The sequence below is a fragment of the Pseudomonas sp. DF11 genome, assembly GCF_058148565.1.
The window spans coordinates 250,745-268,444 of the sequence record NZ_JBYVYN010000003.1; the positions used below are offsets into that span (position 1 = coordinate 250,745).

At 60.6% G+C, this 17,700-nt stretch carries 13 protein-coding genes; all 13 read right to left on the reverse strand.

Features of this window, described 5'->3' with window-relative positions; all coding sequences use genetic code 11:
* Nucleotides 1-1,290, reverse strand: a complete 1,290-nt coding sequence (gene eno / locus AC30D9_RS11590) for a phosphopyruvate hydratase (protein ID WP_134922992.1) — start codon at nucleotides 1,288-1,290, stop codon at nucleotides 1-3.
* A 162-nt stretch (nucleotides 1,291-1,452) separates the two neighbouring features.
* Entirely contained in the window at nucleotides 1,453-2,298 is an 846-nt protein-coding gene (kdsA, locus tag AC30D9_RS11595) for a 3-deoxy-8-phosphooctulonate synthase (RefSeq protein WP_047227577.1), read from the reverse strand.
* Nucleotides 2,299-2,302: 4 nt separating this feature from the next.
* On the reverse strand, nucleotides 2,303-3,934 hold the full coding sequence (pyrG, locus tag AC30D9_RS11600; RefSeq protein ID WP_134922991.1) for a CTP synthase: 1,632 nt from the start codon (nucleotides 3,932-3,934) through the stop codon (nucleotides 2,303-2,305).
* Nucleotides 3,935-4,208: 274 nt separating this feature from the next.
* Complete coding sequence (gene tilS / locus AC30D9_RS11605) at nucleotides 4,209-5,534, reverse strand: tRNA lysidine(34) synthetase TilS (RefSeq protein WP_490144066.1); 1,326 nt, start codon at nucleotides 5,532-5,534, stop codon at nucleotides 4,209-4,211.
* Between the two features lie 149 nt (nucleotides 5,535-5,683).
* A complete protein-coding gene (locus tag AC30D9_RS11610) occupies nucleotides 5,684-6,631 on the reverse strand; it encodes an acetyl-CoA carboxylase carboxyltransferase subunit alpha (protein ID WP_047701999.1) in 948 nt (315 codons plus the stop codon).
* Nucleotides 6,632-6,780: 149 nt separating this feature from the next.
* Nucleotides 6,781-10,302 (reverse strand): DNA polymerase III subunit alpha, encoded by a 3,522-nt coding sequence (gene dnaE, locus AC30D9_RS11615; protein WP_134922989.1) that lies wholly within the window; start codon nucleotides 10,300-10,302, stop codon nucleotides 6,781-6,783.
* Between the two features lie 236 nt (nucleotides 10,303-10,538).
* Entirely contained in the window at nucleotides 10,539-11,198 is a 660-nt protein-coding gene (gene rnhB / locus AC30D9_RS11620; RefSeq protein ID WP_134922988.1) for a ribonuclease HII, read from the reverse strand.
* Nucleotides 11,195-12,325, reverse strand: a complete 1,131-nt coding sequence (gene lpxB / locus AC30D9_RS11625; protein ID WP_490144067.1) for a lipid-A-disaccharide synthase — start codon at nucleotides 12,323-12,325, stop codon at nucleotides 11,195-11,197. The genes rnhB and lpxB overlap by 4 nt, the downstream gene beginning before the upstream one ends.
* A 2-nt stretch (nucleotides 12,326-12,327) precedes the next feature.
* Entirely contained in the window at nucleotides 12,328-13,104 is a 777-nt protein-coding gene (gene lpxA, locus AC30D9_RS11630; RefSeq protein WP_109756634.1) for an acyl-ACP--UDP-N-acetylglucosamine O-acyltransferase, read from the reverse strand.
* The gene (fabZ, locus tag AC30D9_RS11635; protein ID WP_003184897.1) at nucleotides 13,101-13,541 is read right to left on the reverse strand and encodes a 3-hydroxyacyl-ACP dehydratase FabZ; all 441 of its coding nucleotides are present in this window, start codon (nucleotides 13,539-13,541) and stop codon (nucleotides 13,101-13,103) included. The genes lpxA and fabZ overlap by 4 nt, the downstream gene beginning before the upstream one ends.
* Nucleotides 13,542-13,646: 105 nt before the next feature.
* Complete coding sequence (gene lpxD, locus AC30D9_RS11640) at nucleotides 13,647-14,702, reverse strand: UDP-3-O-(3-hydroxymyristoyl)glucosamine N-acyltransferase (protein ID WP_116831570.1); 1,056 nt, start codon at nucleotides 14,700-14,702, stop codon at nucleotides 13,647-13,649.
* 3 nt (nucleotides 14,703-14,705) lie between these two features.
* Entirely contained in the window at nucleotides 14,706-15,209 is a 504-nt protein-coding gene (locus AC30D9_RS11645) for an OmpH/Skp family outer membrane protein (protein WP_003184901.1), read from the reverse strand.
* Nucleotides 15,210-15,254: 45 nt separating this feature from the next.
* The gene (gene bamA, locus AC30D9_RS11650; RefSeq protein WP_134922985.1) at nucleotides 15,255-17,630 is read right to left on the reverse strand and encodes an outer membrane protein assembly factor BamA; all 2,376 of its coding nucleotides are present in this window, start codon (nucleotides 17,628-17,630) and stop codon (nucleotides 15,255-15,257) included.
* Nucleotides 17,631-17,700 lie beyond the last annotated feature (70 nt).

Consider the following 17,700-nt stretch of genomic DNA (forward strand, 5'->3'; position numbering starts at 1 on the left):
TTAGCCGCGAAACTCGGCGCGACCGTTGTACTTGGCCTTGCCGTTCAATTGCTCTTCGATACGCAGCAGTTGGTTGTACTTGGAAACGCGGTCGGAACGGCACAGCGAACCGGTCTTGATCTGGCCCGCCGCAGTGCCCACGGCCAGGTCGGCGATGGTCGAGTCTTCGGTTTCGCCGGAGCGATGGGAGATCACGGCAGTGTAGCCAGCGGCCTTGGCCATCTGGATGGCTTCCAGGGTTTCGGTCAGGGTGCCGATCTGGTTGAACTTGATCAGGATCGAGTTGGCGATCTTCTTGTCGATGCCTTCTTTCAGGATCTTGGTGTTGGTCACGAACAGGTCGTCACCCACCAGCTGGGTTTTCTCGCCGATCTTGTCGGTGAGGATTTTCCAGCCGGCCCAGTCGGATTCGTCCAGACCGTCTTCGATGGAGATGATCGGGTAACGCTCGGTCAGGCCCTTGAGGTAGTCGGCGAAACCTTCGGCGGTGAACACCTGGCCTTCGCCAGACAGGTTGTATTTACCGTCTTCGAAAAACTCACTGGCGGCGCAGTCCAGGGCCAGGGTCACGTCGGTGCCCAGCTTGTAGCCAGCGTTGGCCACGGCTTCAGAGATCACTTTCAGCGCGTCTTCGTTGGACGCCAGGTTCGGAGCGAAACCACCTTCGTCGCCAACAGCGGTGCTCAGGCCACGGGCTTTGAGCACAGCCTTGAGGTGATGGAAAATCTCGGTGCCCATGCGCAGGCCTTCGGAGAAGGTCTTGGCGCCAACCGGCTGCACCATGAATTCCTGGATGTCGACGTTGTTATCGGCGTGCTCGCCACCGTTGATGATGTTCATCATCGGCACCGGCATCGAGTAGACACCCGGGGTACCGTTGAGGTTGGCGATGTGGGCGTACAGCGGCAGGTCCTGGTCCTGGGCAGCGGCCTTGGCAGCGGCCAGGGACACGGCGAGGATCGCGTTGGCGCCCAGGGAGGCTTTGTTTTCAGTACCGTCGAGCTTGATCATCGCCAGATCGAGGGCTTTCTGGTCGGCAGGATCCTTGCCCAGCAGCAGGTCGCGGATCGGACCGTTGATGTTGGCGACGGCTTTGAGCACGCCCTTGCCCAGGTAACGGCTCTTGTCGCCATCACGCAGCTCCAGCGCTTCGCGCGAGCCAGTGGAAGCACCGGACGGCGCGCAGGCGCTGCCGATGATGCCGTTGTCGAGAAGCACGTCCGCTTCGACAGTGGGGTTGCCACGGGAGTCGAGAACTTCACGACCTTTGATGTCGACGATTTTTGCCATTGTTGTAAACACTCCAAAGTTGACGAAAACGCTGTGGGAGCGCGGCTTGCCGGCGATGGGGCCCTCAAGGACGCCATCGCTGGCAAGCCATGCTCCCACAAGAGCAGTGCGGCCAGCGGGCCAGAGCGATAATCGAGCGGTACTTTACCGGAGAAAACCGCGTTAGGCGGTTTCTATCGTCGGAAAACTCTTGACCAGCTCATCCAATGCCTTGAGCTGAGACAGGAAAGGTTCCAGCTTGTTCAAGCGCAAGGCACAAGGGCCGTCACACTTGGCGTTGTCCGGATCAGGGTGGGCCTCGAGGAACAGACCGGCCAGGGACTGGCTCATGCCGGCCTTGGCCAGATCAGTGACCTGGGCGCGACGACCGCCGGCGGAGTCGGAGCGACCACCGGGCATCTGCAAGGCGTGCGTCACGTCGAAGAACACCGGGTATTCGAACTGTTTCATGATGCCGAAGCCGAGCATGTCCACCACCAGGTTGTTGTAGCCGAAGCTCGAACCACGTTCGCAGAGGATCAACTGGTCATTGCCGGCCTCTTCGCACTTGCTCAGGATGTGTTTCATCTCCTGGGGCGCGAGGAACTGGGCTTTCTTGATGTTGATCACCGCGCCGGTCTTGGCCATCGCGACCACCAGGTCGGTCTGGCGCGACAGGAAGGCCGGCAGCTGGATGATGTCGCAGACTTCGGCGACGACTGCGGCCTGGGCAGGCTCGTGGACGTCGGTGATGATCGGCACGCCAAAGGCTTGCTTGATGTCCTGGAAGATCCGCATGCCTTCTTCAAGGCCCGGGCCACGGTAGGACGTCACGGACGAGCGGTTGGCCTTGTCGAAGCTGGCCTTGAAGACGTAAGGGATACCCAGCTTCTGGGTGACCTTCACGTATTCCTCGCAGACCTGCATCGCCATGTCGCGGCTTTCCAGCACGTTCATGCCACCAAACAGCACCATGGGCTTGTCGTTGGCAATCTCGATGTCGCCGACACGAATGATCTTCTGGGCCATCGTCTTATGCCTTTTTCTGGTGTTGAGCCAAAGCGGCTTTCACGAAACCACTGAACAGTGGATGACCATCCCGTGGCGTCGAGGTGAACTCGGGGTGGAACTGGCAGGCGACGAACCATGGATGATCCGGCGCCTCGACCACTTCCACCAGCGCGCCGTCGCCGGAGCGACCGGAGATTTTCAGGCCGGCCTCGATCAGTTGCGGCAGCAGGTTGTTGTTCACTTCGTAGCGATGGCGGTGACGCTCGACGATCACGTCCTTGGCATAGCACTGGTGCACCAGGGAACCGGCTTCGAGCAGGCAATCCTGGGCGCCGAGGCGCATGGTGCCGCCCAGGTCGGAGGCTTCGGTGCGGATTTCCACGGCACCGGTGGCGTCTTCCCACTCGGTGATCAGGCCCACGACCGGATGGCCGCTGGCACGGTCGAACTCGGTGGAGTTGGCGTCTTTCCAGCCCAATACGTTACGGGCGAACTCGATGACCGCCACTTGCATGCCCAGGCAGATACCCAGGTACGGCACCTTGTTTTCGCGAGCGTATTGCACGGCAGTGATCTTGCCTTCCACGCCCCGCAGGCCGAAGCCGCCCGGCACGAGGATCGCATCGGCGCCTTCGAGCAGGCCGGTGCCCTGGTTCTCGATGTCTTCGGAATCGATGTAGCGCAGGTTGACCTTGGTACGGTTGCTGATACCGGCGTGACTCATCGCTTCGATCAGCGACTTGTAGGCGTCCAGCAGCTCCATGTACTTGCCGACCATGGCGATGGTGACTTCGTGTTCCGGGTTGAGCTTGGCATCGACCACGGCATCCCATTCGGACAGATCGGCGCCAGCGCATTGCAGGCCGAAACGCTCGACGACGAAATCGTCCAGGCCCTGGGAGTGCAGGATGCCCGGGATCTTGTAGATGGTATCGGCGTCTTCCAGACCGATCACCGCGCGCTCTTCAACGTTGGTGAACTGGGCGATCTTGCGACGCGAAGAGATGTCGATCGGATGATCGGAGCGGCAGATCAGCACGTCCGGCTGCAGGCCGATGGAACGCAGTTCCTTGACCGAATGCTGGGTTGGCTTGGTCTTGGTTTCACCCGCGGTAGCGATGTACGGCACCAGCGTCAGGTGCATCAGCATCGCGCGCTTGGCGCCGATTTCGAAACGCAACTGGCGGATGGCTTCGAGGAACGGTTGGGACTCGATGTCGCCCACGGTACCGCCGATCTCGACCATCGCCACGTCGGCATCGCCGGCACCCTTGATGATGCGGCGCTTGATTTCGTCGGTGATGTGCGGGATGACCTGGATGGTCGCGCCCAGGTAGTCACCACGGCGCTCTTTGCGCAGCACGTGTTCGTAGACACGGCCGGTGGTGAAGTTGTTGTTCTGGGTCATGGTCGTGCGGATGAACCGCTCGTAGTGGCCCAGGTCCAGGTCGGTCTCGGCGCCGTCGTGGGTGACGAACACTTCACCGTGCTGGAACGGGCTCATGGTGCCCGGGTCGACGTTGATGTACGGGTCCAGCTTGAGCATGGTGACCTTAAGTCCCCGCGCCTCCAGGATGGCCGCCAATGAAGCCGAGGCAATGCCTTTCCCCAATGAAGAAACAACACCGCCCGTGACGAATATGTAGCGCGTCATGAAAAACCCTAGAAGTCTGCGTTAAAGCGGTCCGAGCCGCCGGGGAAAGCGAAGGAAGGCCGAAGCCCCCGATCACCTGCATTAATCACAGTGCACCTTTCAAAAAAACCGCCGCGTTGGGACAGACCGGAAGTGAAATCACCGGTACGTTGCTCGCTACACATTTTTTGGAATCGCCCAGCAAAGACTGCTTGGTAATCGGCAACTCCTGCAATTCAGGCGAATCCACAGAAGTTGTATCAAGAAGGGAGCGTAGTCTACCGGAAAGCCCCTTTCAGCTCAAACCCAGATCTTGGCTTCCTGGCGTCCAGGTCAATTGCCAACTGCCATCACCCGGTGCATCGAGCCCGGACAGGTTGGCCACCGCCAGCAATTGCTCGCCCTGATACAGCAGCGGCAATCGGCCGCGAACGAACGCCGGCACACCCTTTTCATTGAGCAAGCGCTTGAGGTCACGATGACCACGCCCCGGTAACGCCATCACCTCGCCGCCTTCACGATAGCGCACGCAAAGCGGTCCCGCAGGTGGCATGCCGTTGAGTGCCACCCGACCATTGCCCGGCAAGCACAGCGCAACCGCCGGATCCGCCCAGTCGACGGCGCCTGGGACCGGACATAGCCAGTGGTCGGATAACCACCAGACCCGCCCGGCGGCCCGGTGCAACTCACCGCCAGCCAGCCGCCAGATCGGCCGAGCATCGTCTGCGGCATCGCGCAACGAATCCCAGCCCGACCAGTGATCGCTATCTGGCAGCAGAGTCATCGGCGTCAGCCAGTGGCTCAAGGCGTTGCGCTGACGGGCTGGCGACAACGCCCGTAAAGGTGCCAGCGCCAGGGATCGCAACCCAAGCCAGCCGAACGCGCCCGGGGACGTGGCCTGGGCCAGGTCGATCCGCGCCAAATCGTCCAGCAAACCTTGGGCTTGGCCCATGTGCGCAGCGCTGCGAGCCAGGGTCGCGGAAGCTTGCGGCCATTGCTCGGCCAGCACTGGAAAAACCCGCTGGCGCAGATAATTGCGCGCGTAGCGATGGTCGTCGTTGGAGGGATCGTCGATCCAGCTCAAGCCCTGTTGCGTCGCGTAGACCTCCAGCTCCGCGCGAGACACGTCGAGCAGAGGTCGCAGCAAATAGCCCTGGCCCAGCGGACGCTGCCTCGGCATCGCCGCCAAGCCTCTCACCCCCGCTCCGCGCAGCAAACGAAACAACAGGGTTTCAGCCTGGTCGTCGCGGTGCTGGGCGGTAAGCAGCACTTCATTGCTGCGAAGCGCCGCCACGAAGGCACCATAACGAGCGTCCCGGGCAGCGCGCTCGATGCTGGCGCCGGGCTGGACTTGCACGCTCACTACCTCAAGCGGCACCCCAAGCGCTTTGCAGACCGAACGACAATGGTCCGGCCATGCATCGGCCACAGCCTGGAGGCCATGATGGATGTGGATAGCACTCAGGGACGGCAGGGTTTGGGTTTTTGCCAGGGACGCAAGCAGGTGCAGCAGGACGGTGGAATCGAGGCCGCCGGAGAAGGCGATGCGCCAGGTGGCGGCGTTGCGCCAGGGAGATAGCTGTGTGAGGAGCCGGGTGGGCAGGTCGATGCTTGTGTTCATGGGTATCAGCCTTGGCACAAATCAAATGTGGGAGCGGGCTTGCTCGCGAAGGCGGTGAATCATTCAACACATGAGTTGAATGTTAAACCGCTTTCGCGAGCAAGCCCGCTCCCACACTGGCCCCCACAACTGCTGGAAGCTTGGTCAGATCAGAGACCGTAGCTCATCAACCGCTCGTAGCGACGAGCCAGCAGCGCGTCGTTGTCGAACTTCTTGAGCATCGACAGTTGCGAACTCAGCTCGGCGCGGATCAGTGCCGCCGCAGCAGCCGGGTCGCGGTGGGCGCCGCCCACTGGCTCGTTGATCACTTTGTCGACGATGCCCAGGCCTTTGAGACGCTCGGCAGTAATGCCCATCGCTTCAGCCGCATCCGGCGCCTTCTCGGCGGTTTTCCACAGGATCGAGGCGCAGCCTTCCGGCGAGATCACCGCATAAGTGGAATATTGCAGCATGTTCAGTTGATCGCAGACACCGATGGCCAGCGCACCGCCGGAACCGCCTTCGCCGATCACAGTGGCGATGATCGGGGTTTTCAGGCGAGCCATGACCCGCAGGTTCCAGGCAATCGCTTCGCTCTGGTTGCGCTCTTCGGCGTCGATGCCCGGGTAGGCGCCCGGCGTGTCGATGAACGTCAGGATCGGCATCTTGAAGCGCTCGGCCATTTCCATCAGGCGGCAGGCCTTGCGGTAGCCTTCCGGACGCGGCATGCCGAAGTTGCGGCGTACCTTCTCGCGCACTTCACGGCCTTTCTGGTGACCGATCACCATCACCGGCTGGTCTTCCAGGCGGGCGACACCGCCGACGATCGCGGCGTCGTCGGAGAAGTGACGGTCGCCATGCAACTCATCGAACTCGGTAAAGATGTGCTCGATGTAGTCCAGGGTGTAGGGACGACGCGGGTGCCGCGCCAGGCGGGCGATCTGCCAGCTGGTCAGCTTGCCGAAGATGTCTTCGGTCAGCGTGCGGCTTTTGTCCTGCAGACGAGAGATCTCATCGCCGATATTCAGCGAATTGTCATTACCGACCAAGCGCAACTCTTCGATCTTGGCTTGCAGGTCGGCGATCGGCTGTTCGAAATCTAGAAAATTCGGGTTCATAGGCGTCCGTCTTGGGTCGACGTCCAAGAGAGCTTGGGCCGGCCGGTTGTCTATTCGCGCCTACCTTAAGGGAGAGGCGCGTTCAGGTCGAGATTAAAAATTCGGGTCGAGATCAGGGGCATTCCGGTTTCAAGAATGGCCCCTGGCCGTCAACGGTATTGGAGGAAGACGTTGTCTTTGCCGAACTGGTCACGCAAGGCTTGAATCAACGCATCCGCCGGGTCGATCCGCCAGCCCTCGCCGAACTGCAGCACAGCCTTGGCATCGGGGCGCACATACTCCATGGTGATCGGGCAGGCACCGCGATGACGCTTGAACAATTCGCCCAACCAGCGTAGCTGATCGCCCTTTAGGTCCTGGGTCTGCAACTTCAGGCGCAGGCTCTCGGCCAGGTTGGTACGGGCATCTTCCATGCTCATCACCCGCTTGACCCGCAGCCGCAGGCCACCGGAAAAGTCGTCGTTGCTGACCTCGCCTTCCACCACCACCATCGCGTCGGTCTGCAACAGCGACTGCGCCGAGTGGAACGCATCGGCGAACAACGAAGCCTCGATGCGCCCGGAGCGGTCGTCGAGGGTGATGAAGCCCATCTTGTCGCCCTTTTTGTTCTTCATCACCCGCAGGGCGATGATCATGCCGGCAACGGTCTGCGTGTCGCGAGCCGGCTTGAGGTCGATGATACGCTGGCGGGCGAAGCGGCGGATCTCACCTTCGTATTCGTCGATCGGGTGCCCGGTGAGGTACAGGCCCAAGGTGTCTTTTTCACCCTTGAGGCGTTCCTTGAGGGTCAGCTCCTTGGCCTTGCGATGGTTGCCGTAGACATCGGCGTCTTCCTCGACGAACAGCCCGCCAAACAGGTCGGCGTGACCGCTGTCGTGGGTGCGGGCGGTCTGTTCGGCGGCCTTGATCGCTTCTTCCATGGCTGCCAGCAATACCGCGCGGTTGCGGTCGATGTTGGCCTGGTAGGCCTTGGGTTCATCCTGGAAGTACGGACCCAGACGGTCCAACGCGCCACTGCGAATCAAACCATCGAGGGTGCGCTTGTTGATGCGCTTGAGGTCGACCCGGGCGCAGAAATCGAACAGGTCCTTGAACGGCCCGTCCTGGCGCGCTTCGGTGATGGCCTCCACCGGCCCCTCGCCCACGCCCTTGATCGCACCGAGGCCGTAGATGATGCGGCCTTCTTCGTTCACCGTGAACTTGAACTCCGAAGCGTTCACGTCCGGTGCGTCGAGGCGCAGCTTCATGGTCCGCACTTCTTCGATCAAGGTCACGACCTTGTCGGTGTTGTGCATATCCGCCGACAGTACCGCGGCCATGAACGGCGCCGGGTAATGGGCCTTCAGCCACGCGGTCTGGTACGACACCAGGCCATACGCGGCGGAGTGGGATTTGTTGAAGCCGTAGCCGGCGAATTTTTCCACCAGGTCGAAGATGTTACCGGCCAGGTCCGCATCGATACCGTTGTTCGCACAACCTTCAATGAAACCGCCACGCTGCTTGGCCATTTCCTCGGGCTTTTTCTTACCCATGGCTCGACGCAGCATGTCCGCGCCGCCCAGCGTATAGCCGGCCATCACCTGGGCAATCTGCATCACCTGTTCCTGGTACAGGATGATGCCGTAGGTGGGGGCCAACACCGGCTTGAGGCCGTCGTACTGGTAGTCGGGATGCGGATACGCCAGTTCGGCGCGACCGTGCTTACGGTTGATGAAGTCGTCCACCATGCCCGATTGCAACGGACCCGGCCGGAACAGCGCCACGAGTGCGATCAGGTCTTCCAGGCAGTCGGGCTTGAGCTTTTTGATCAGCTCTTTCATGCCTCGGGATTCAAGTTGGAACACCGCCGTGGTTTCGGCTTTTTGCAGCAGGCTGTAGGTCGGCTTGTCATCCAGCGGGATGAAGGCGATGTCCAGCGGTTCTTCGCCGACCTTGGCCCGGTCACGGTTGATGGTTTTCAGGGCCCAATCGATGATCGTCAGGGTCCGCAGGCCGAGGAAGTCGAACTTCACCAGGCCCGCCGCCTCGACGTCGTCCTTGTCGAACTGGGTCACCAGGCCGTCGCCTTCTTCATCGCAATAGATCGGCGAGAAGTCCGTCAGCTTGGTCGGCGCGATGACCACGCCACCGGCGTGCTTGCCGACGTTACGCACCACGCCTTCGAGCTTGCGCGCCATTTCCCAGATTTCCGCGGCTTCTTCATCGACCTTGATGAAGTCCCGCAGGATTTCTTCCTGTTCGTAGGCTTTTTCCAGGGTCATGCCGACTTCGAACGGAATCATCTTCGACAGACGATCCGCCAGACCGTAGGACTTGCCCTGCACCCGCGCCACGTCGCGCACCACAGCCTTGGCGGCCATGGAACCGAAAGTGATGATCTGGCTCACCGCGTTGCGACCGTATTTCTCGGCCACGTAATCGATCACCCGGTCGCGACCATCCATACAGAAGTCGACGTCGAAGTCGGGCATGGATACCCGTTCCGGGTTGAGGAAACGTTCGAACAGCAGGTCATATTCCAGCGGGTCGAGGTCGGTGATCTTCTGTACGTAGGCCACCAGCGACCCGGCGCCCGACCCACGGCCAGGGCCCACCGGCACGCCGTTGTTCTTGGCCCACTGGATGAAGTCCATCACGATCAGGAAGTAACCGGGGAACCCCATCTGGATGATGATATCCAGCTCGAAATTCAAGCGGTCGACATAGACCTGGCGCTTGGCTTCGTAATCTTCGGTGGTGTCCTTGGGCAGCAGGACGCTGAGGCGTTCCTCCAGGCCGTCGAAGGACACTTTGCGGAAATACTCGTCGATGGTCATGCCATCGGGAATCGGGAAGTTGGGCAGGAAGTGCTTGCCCAGTTTCACTTCGATGTTGCAGCGCTTGGCGATCTCGACGGTGTTTTCCAGCGCCTCAGGCAGGTCACTGAACAACTCGGCCATTTCCTCGGCGCTCTTGAGGTATTGCTGGTCGCTGTAGTTCTTCGGACGGCGCGGGTCATCGAGGGCGCGACCTTCACCGATGCAGACGCGGGTTTCGTGGGCCTCGAAGTCTTCCTGCTTGATGAAACGCACGTCGTTGGTCGCCACCAGCGGCGCGCCGATCTTGTCGGCCAGGGCCACGGCGGCATGCAGGTGTTCTTCGTCGTTGGGACGGTTGGTGCGCTGCACTTCGATGTAGAAACGGTCCGGGAACACCGACATCCAGTCGCGGGCCAGGGTCTCGGCTTCCTCGGTGTTGCCACTGAGCAGGGCCAGGCCGATTTCACCCTCCTTGGCCGCCGACAGCATGATCAGCCCTTCGCTGGCCTCGGCCACCCACTCGCGCTCGATGATGATCGAACCATTGCGCTGGCCGTCGATAAAGCCACGGGAGATCAGCTCGGTGAGGTTGCGATAACCCATGGCGTTCATCACCAACAGGCTGATACGGCTCAGTGGTGCGTCCGGGTCCTTGTTCGACAACCACAGGTCGGCGCCACAGATCGGCTTGATCCCGGCGCCCATGGCGGCCTTGTAGAACTTGACCAGCGAACACATGTTGTTCTGGTCGGTGACCGCCACGGCAGGCATGTTCATGCCCACCAGGGTCTTGACCAATGGCTTGATCCGCACCAGGCCATCGACCAGGGAGTATTCAGTGTGCAGGCGTAGATGAACGAATGAAGCCGGCATAGTGATCCTGCGTTAAGTCATGAAAACAACAAGGCCCGGATTGTACCGGGCCTTGGGTAAAACATCAGCCATGAGCATCCTGCCAGGCAAACATGCACACTACTTTTGTGGCGAGGGGATTTATCCCCACTGGGCTGCAAAGCGGCCCCTGGATCTAGAACTCGTTGTCTCAGGCAGACTTTTCGGGCCGCTTCGCGCCCCAGCGGGGATAAATCCCCTCGCCACAAAAGCCTGCATCAAGAAACCGTAATCTGACTACTCACGATCAAGCCATCACGCGCTTCATAAGCCAACCGCACCGGGGCGAACGAACGCCGGTGGATCGGCGTTGGCCCAAGACGCGCCAGGGCTTCCAGATGAACGGGGGTCGGATAGCCTTTGTGACTGCCGATGCCATAGCCCGGATAGATCAGCTCGAAGGCGCTCATTTCCCGGTCACGGCTGACCTTCGCCAGGATCGAGGCCGCCGCGATGGCCGGTACCTTGGCGTCGCCCTGGATGACCGCTTCGGCGCGCATCGACAATTTCGGGCAGCGATTGCCATCGATCATCGCCAGTTTCGGCGTGATATGCAGCCCCTGTACAGCACGCTGCATGGCGAGCATGGTGGCGTGCAGGATGTTGAGTTCATCGATTTCTTCGACTTCGGCCCGGGCGATGCACCAGCTCAGGGCTTTCTCGCAGATCTCGTCGTAGAGTTTTTCGCGACGGGCCTCAGTGAGCTTCTTCGAATCATTGAGGCCAAGGATCGGCCGTTTCGGGTCGAGAATCACCGCCGCCGTCACCACTGCGCCGCACAACGGGCCGCGCCCCACCTCATCGACACCGGCCACCAGCTCTTCCACTTCGGCAACCAGGTTGAAGTCCAGGCCCATCTGTAGCTTTGAGTTGCTCATGGTTTTGCGCCGATCAGGGTCAGTACCGCGTCTGCGGCCTGGTTGGAGGCATCGCGACGCAGGGTACGGTGGATTTCGTCAAAGCCCCGGGTCTGTTCCTCACCGCCGTCGAGCAAGGGCGACAGCGTGTTGGCCAATGCCTCGGCGGTCGCCTCGTCCTGCAGCAGCTCCGGCACCAACAGGCGCTGGGCTAACAGGTTTGGCAAGGAAACGTAGGGACTCTTGACCATGCGCTTGAGAATCCAGAACGTCAGCGGTGCCAGGCGATAGGCGACCACCATCGGGCGTTTATACAACAACGCCTCAAGAGTAGCAGTGCCAGAGGCAATCAACACCGCATCGCAAGCCGCCAACGCTTCATGGGAACGGCCATCGAGCAACGTCACCGGCAAATCGCGACCGACCAGCAGCGCTTCCAACTGGACCCGACGCTGCGCACTGGCACACGGCAGGACAAAACGCACACCTGGGCGCAGCGCCCGAAGGCGTTCGGCGGCGTCAAAGAACAAGCCACCCAGGCGACTCACCTCACCACCCCGACTGCCGGGCATCAAGGCCACCAGCGGCCCTTCGGGCAGGCCCAACGCCTGGCGAGCCGCAGCGCGGTCGGCTTCCAGGGGAATGGTATCGGCCAGGGTGTGCCCGACAAACCGCACCGGCACGCCCTTCTCCTCGTAGAACCGGGCTTCGAACGGCAGCAGCGTCAACATCAGGTCGCAGCCTTCACGAATCTTCAGCACCCGCTTCTGCCGCCAGGCCCAGACCGACGGGCTGACGTAGTGCACGGTCTTGATCCCGGCCTGACGCAACTTGAGTTCGATATTGAGGGTGAAATCCGGCGCATCGATGCCGATGAATACATCCGGTTTTTCGTCGATCAGGGTCTGGATCAGCTTCTTGCGCCGGGCCAGCAGCTCGCGCAGGCGACCGAGCACTTCCACCAGTCCCATGACCGACAGGCGTTCCATCGGGAAATAAGACGTGAGCCCCTCGGCTTGCATCAGCGGCCCACCGACACCGATGAATTCGACTGCGGGGTGCTGCGCCTTGAGCGAGCGCATCAGACCGGCGCCCAGAATGTCACCGGAAGCCTCTCCCGCCACCAGTGCAATACGCAAGTTAGCCATGGTCAGCGAGTGATGCCGCGGGTCGAAGACTGGATGGAGTCGCGGAAGATCGCGACTTCCGGGTATTGCGTCGAGGCCTCCGCCAGTTCGGCGAGCGCCTGCTCGACCGTCAGGCCCTGGCGATACACGACCTTGTAGGCACGCCGCAGCGCCGTAATCGCCTCTTCGCTGAAACCACGACGACGCATGCCTTCGAAGTTCATGCTGCGGGCTTCGGCCGGGTTACCGAACACCGTGACATAGGCCGGGACGTCCTTGCCAATGGCCGTGCCCATGCCAGAGAAGCTATGGGCGCCGATATGGCAATACTGGTGCACCAGGGTGAACCCGGACAGGATCGCCCAATCATCTACGTGCACATGACCAGCCAGCGCGGTGTTGTTGACCAGGATGCAATGGTTGCCAATCACGCTGTCATGGCCGATGTGCGCATAGGCCATGATCAGGTTGTGGTCGCCCAGGGTCGTTTCGGAACGGTCCTGAACGGTGCCACGGTGAATCGTCACGCCTTCACGGATCACATTGTGATCGCCGATGACCAGACGGGTCTCTTCACCTTTGTATTTGAGATCGGGCGTATCCTCGCCTACCGAAGAAAACTGGTAGATGCGATTGTGACGACCAATCCGGGTCGGGCCCTTGAGCACTACGTGGGGACCGATCACCGTACCCTCGCCGATTTCCACACCTGCGCCGACAATCGACCACGGGCCGACCTCGACATCGGCGGCCAGGACGGCCGTCGGATCGATGATTGCGCGAGGGTCAATCAAACTCATAGCTTGCGTTCCGCACAGATGATTTCAGCGGAGCAGACTGGCTTGCCGTCGACCGAAGCCTGGCATTCGAATTTCCAGATCTGGCGCTTGCAACTGATGAACTTGGCTTCGAGGATCAACTGATCGCCCGGGGTGACCGGCTGGCGGAAACGCAGCTTGTCGGAACCGACGAAGTAATAGAGCGTGCCGTCGGCAGGCTTTACGTCGAGCATTTTGAAACCAAGGATCCCGGCAGCCTGAGCCATTGCCTCGATGATCAGCACGCCCGGCATGATCGGATGCGCGGGGAAGTGGCCATTGAAGAACGGCTCGTTGATGCTGACATTCTTGTAGGCGCGAATGCGCTTGCCTTCAACGTCCAGGTCCACCACCCGATCCACCAGCAGGAACGGGTAACGGTGAGGCAGGTATTCGCGAATCTCGTTGATGTCCATCATTTCGGGGGGAAGCCTATGTAAAGATTGGGAGCGCACGAGTGACGCGCACTCCGCTAGCAAATCAAGAAGCCCTAACGGCTGTGCACACTTGATATGGAAATGGTATCAGCCATCTGATGAAGCATTACCGCCAGGGGTCACGTCCCCTACACGCTTTTCCACCTGCTTCAGGCGCCGCGCGATGTCATCGAGCTGGCGGATACGGGCCGCGCTCTTGCGCCATTCGGCTGCCGGTTGCATAGCTGTGCCGGAAGAATAGGCACCCGGCTCGGTAATCGAGTGGGTCACCATGGTCATCCCGGTCAGGAACACGTTGTCACAGATATCGATATGCCCCACCAGCCCCACGCCACCGGCGAGCATGCAGTGCTTGCCGATCCTGGTGCTGCCGGAGATGCCCACGCAGGCGGCCATGGCAGTGTGGTCACCAACCTGGACGTTGTGGGCGATCTGGATCTGGTTGTCGAGCTTGACGCCATTACCGATGACTGTGTCGGCCAGGGCACCACGGTCGATCGCGGTGTTGACGCCGATCTCCACATCATCGCCAACGGTGACGCCACCAATCTGGGCGATCTTTTGCCAGATGCCTTTTTCGTTGGCGAAACCGAACCCTTCACCGCCCAGCACTGCGCCTGACTGAATCACGACCCGTTTGCCGATGCGCACATCGTGGTACAGGGTGACCCGTGGTGCCAGCCAGCCGCCTTCGCCGATCTCGCTGCGCGCGCCGATGACACAATGGGCACCCAGCGTAACGCCGGCACCGATTCGGGCCGCGCTTTCGATGACCACGAACGGACCGACGCTGGCCGTGGGATCGACCACGGCATCCGCCGCAATCACTGCGCTGGGATGAATACCAGCAGCCGACTTGGGCTTGGGATCGAACAGGTGGGAGATTCGTGCATATGCCAGGTACGGATCGGGCACGATCAGGGCATCGCCGGCAAACCCATCGGCATCAGCGGCCTTGAGCAACAGCGCGGCAGCCCGGCTGTCGGCCAGGTACTTGCGATATTGGGGATTTGCCAGAAAGCTCAACTGAGCTGGGCCAGCCTCTTGCAAAGTGGCTAGCCCAGTAATTGCCTTCTCCGGGTCGCCACGCAGGGTGGCGCCGAGGAACTCGGCCAATTGGCCGAGCTTGATAGTCGCTGTCATGGATTACTTCAGCTGATTCATGCGCTCGATCACCTGGCGCGTGATGTCGTATTGAGGCTTGACATCGATCACTGCGCCACGCTCGAACACCAGGTCAAAACCACCTTTCTTGATGACTTCTTCCACGGCGCTGTCGAGTTTCGGCTTGAGTTGCTTGAGCATTTCGCGGTCGGCAACAGCTTTCGCTTCGTTCAGCTCCTTGGACTGGAACTGGAAGTCACGGGCCTTTTGCTTGAACTCAAGTTCCAGACGCTCACGCTCGCCCTGGGCCATCTTGTCGCCACCGGCCACCAGACGATCCTGGATGCCCTTGGCGCTGCTTTCCAGGCCCTTGAGCTTGGTCAGTTGCGGGCCGAACTTCTTCTCCGCATCCACGGCGTATTTCTTCGCCGCGTCGGACTCCAGCAAGGCCATCTGATAATTCAGCACGGCGATCTTCATGTCGGCAAAAGCCGGACCTGCGACCAGTACGGTCGCCAGGAGAACCAATTGAGTCAACTTACGCACGATGTACTCCTACAAAATCCATTGTCGTTATCTTGGGCCAGATACTTAGAACGTCTGGCCGAGGGAGAATTGGAACACTTGGGTTTCAGCGTCATCCGGTTTCTTGATCGGCATTGCCAGCGCGAAACTCAATGGACCCAGTGCGGTGACCCAGGTCACGCCCACACCAACGGAACTGGCCATGTTGCTCAGGCTGATGTCGTTGCACTGTGTGTTGGACCTGGTGCCGTTGGCGTTGGTGGTGTCGCTGCACTTGGAGTCGAATACGTTACCCACGTCCCAGAATACCGAGGTACGCAGGGAGCGCTGATCTTTCACGAATGGCATCGGGAACAGGACCTCGAGACCACCCTGGATCAGTACGTTGCCACCGAACGGCAGTGGATCCTGGTCCGGGTCGGCAATCGTGCCCGGATTGGTGCCTCTACTTGGCGTACTGCGCGGACCCAGGGTGCTGTCCTTGAAGCCACGTACCGAGTTGAAACCACCGGCGTAGTAGTTCTCGTAGAACGGCAGGCCATCGGTCGAGCCGTAGCCGTCACCATAGCCCAGTTCGGTGTGCAGGCGCATGGTGTAGTTATCAGACAGCGGCTGGAACAACTGGCCACGGTAGTCGAGCTTGAAGAACGACAGGTCGCTGCCAGGGGTGGTGGTTTCGAACACCAGGCTCTGGGAATGACCACGGGTCGCCAGCACGCCTTTGTTCAGGGTCGACTCGGACCAGCCGGCGGATGCCTTGAAGTTCAGGTAGCTGTCGCCTTCCTTGTTAACGAAGTCGAAGATCTCGTCGACGGTGTAGCGACCGGTGTTGATCTTGTCCTGCTGGGCAGTCAGACCGAACGTCAGGCGCGAAGTCTCGCTGATCGGGTAGCCCACGTTGGCGCCGACACCGTAGCTGTCCACCGCGTAGCTGGAGATATCGGAATCGAGCTCGTCATAGTCGGTGGTGCGATAGAAGGCGTTGTAGCCCAGGCTCACACCGTCGGCGGTCCAGTAGGGGTCCACGAAGCCGAAGTTGTAGCGGGTCTGGTATTCACTGCGGGTCAAGCCGATGCTGACCTTGTTACCGGTACCCAGGAAGTTGTTCTGGGTGATCGAGCCGCCGAGGATCAGGCCGGCGCTCTGGGCGAAACCGACACTGGCGGTGATCGAGCCGGAAGCCTGCTCCTCGACGCTGTAGTTCACATCGACCTGGTCATCGACGCCCGGTACGGCCGGGGTCTCGACGTTGACTTCCTTGAAGAAGCCCAGGCGTTCAAGACGGGTCTTGGATTGGTCGATCAGGTAGGTCGAGGCCCAGCCACCTTCCATCTGGCGCATTTCACGGCGCAGCACTTCGTCCTCGGACTTGGTGTTGCCACGGAAGTTGATGCGGTTGACGTAGGCACGCTTGCCCGGGTCCACGGCGAAGGTGATGTCGACGGTATGGTCTTCATCGTGGGGCTGTGGCACGCCGTTGACGTTGGCGAAGGTGTAGCCCTCGTTACCCAGGCGGCGGGTGATCAGTTCGGACGTGGTGGTCATCAGCTTGCGCGAGAACACCTGGCCCTTCTGCACCAGCAACAGCGACTTGACCTGGTCTTCAGGGACCTTCAGGTCACCGCTGAGCTTGACGTCACGAACGGTGTATTTCTCACCTTCGTTGACGTTGACAGTGATGTAGACGTGCTTCTTGTCCGGGGTGATGGACACCTGGGTCGAAGCGATGTCCATGTTGATGTAGCCACGGTCCAGGTAGTAGGAACGCAGGCGCTCCAGGTCACCGGAGAGTTTTTCACGGGCGTACTTGTCGTCGTTCTTGAAGAACGACAGCCAGTTGGTGGTCTTGAGTTCGAACAGGTCGATCAGGTCTTCATCCGGGAAAACCGTGTTGCCCACCACGTTGATGTGCTGGATGGCCGCCACGGTGCCTTCGTTGATGTTGACCTTCAGGCCGACACGGTTGCGCGGCTGCGGTACCACCTCGGTGTCGACGGTGGCCGAGTAGCGGCCCTGGGCAACGTACTGGCGTTGCAGTTCGTTACGCACACCTTCGAGGGTGGCACGCTGGAAGATCTCGCCTTCGGCCAGGCCGGATTGCTTGAGGCCCTTCATCAGGTCTTCAGTGGAGATCGCCTTGTTGCCCTCGATCTCGATACTGGCGACCGACGGACGCTCGACAACGGTGATGACCAGGACATTGCCGTCACGGCCCAGTTGGATATCTTGAAAGAAGCCGGTCTTGAACAGCGCACGAGTGGATTCCACCAGGCGCCGATCATCCGCCTGCTCGCCGACGTTCAACGGCAAGGCACCAAAGACGCTACCCGCGGAGACCCGCTGGAGGCCATTGACGCGAATATCAGAGATAGTGAAGGACTCGGCGTGAACTTCGGCGATCATCAATACGGTGAGAACCGCAGTTAGCAGCAGACGTTTCATGAAGTCCTTTCTTATTCCAACTGGCAATAAACAAACTGCCGCAAAATGCGGCAGATTCGCAATTCAGCGA

Coding starts and splice junctions, on each gene's coding strand:
- pyrG (WP_134922991.1), bottom strand. CDS start 3,934: ATGACGCGCTACATATTCGTCACGGGCGGTGTTGTTTCTTCATTGGGG.
- tilS (WP_490144066.1), bottom strand. CDS start 5,534: ATGAACACAAGCATCGACCTGCCCACCCGGCTCCTCACACAGCTATCT.
- fabZ (WP_003184897.1), bottom strand. CDS start 13,541: ATGATGGACATCAACGAGATTCGCGAATACCTGCCTCACCGTTACCCG.
- bamA (WP_134922985.1), bottom strand. CDS start 17,630: ATGAAACGTCTGCTGCTAACTGCGGTTCTCACCGTATTGATGATCGCC.
- AC30D9_RS11610 (WP_047701999.1), bottom strand. CDS start 6,631: ATGAACCCGAATTTTCTAGATTTCGAACAGCCGATCGCCGACCTGCAA.
- lpxD (WP_116831570.1), bottom strand. CDS start 14,702: ATGACAGCGACTATCAAGCTCGGCCAATTGGCCGAGTTCCTCGGCGCC.
- kdsA (WP_047227577.1), bottom strand. CDS start 2,298: ATGGCCCAGAAGATCATTCGTGTCGGCGACATCGAGATTGCCAACGAC.
- lpxA (WP_109756634.1), bottom strand. CDS start 13,104: ATGAGTTTGATTGACCCTCGCGCAATCATCGATCCGACGGCCGTCCTG.
- lpxB (WP_490144067.1), bottom strand. CDS start 12,325: ATGGCTAACTTGCGTATTGCACTGGTGGCGGGAGAGGCTTCCGGTGAC.
- eno (WP_134922992.1), bottom strand. CDS start 1,290: ATGGCAAAAATCGTCGACATCAAAGGTCGTGAAGTTCTCGACTCCCGT.
- dnaE (WP_134922989.1), bottom strand. CDS start 10,302: ATGCCGGCTTCATTCGTTCATCTACGCCTGCACACTGAATACTCCCTG.
- rnhB (WP_134922988.1), bottom strand. CDS start 11,198: ATGAGCAACTCAAAGCTACAGATGGGCCTGGACTTCAACCTGGTTGCC.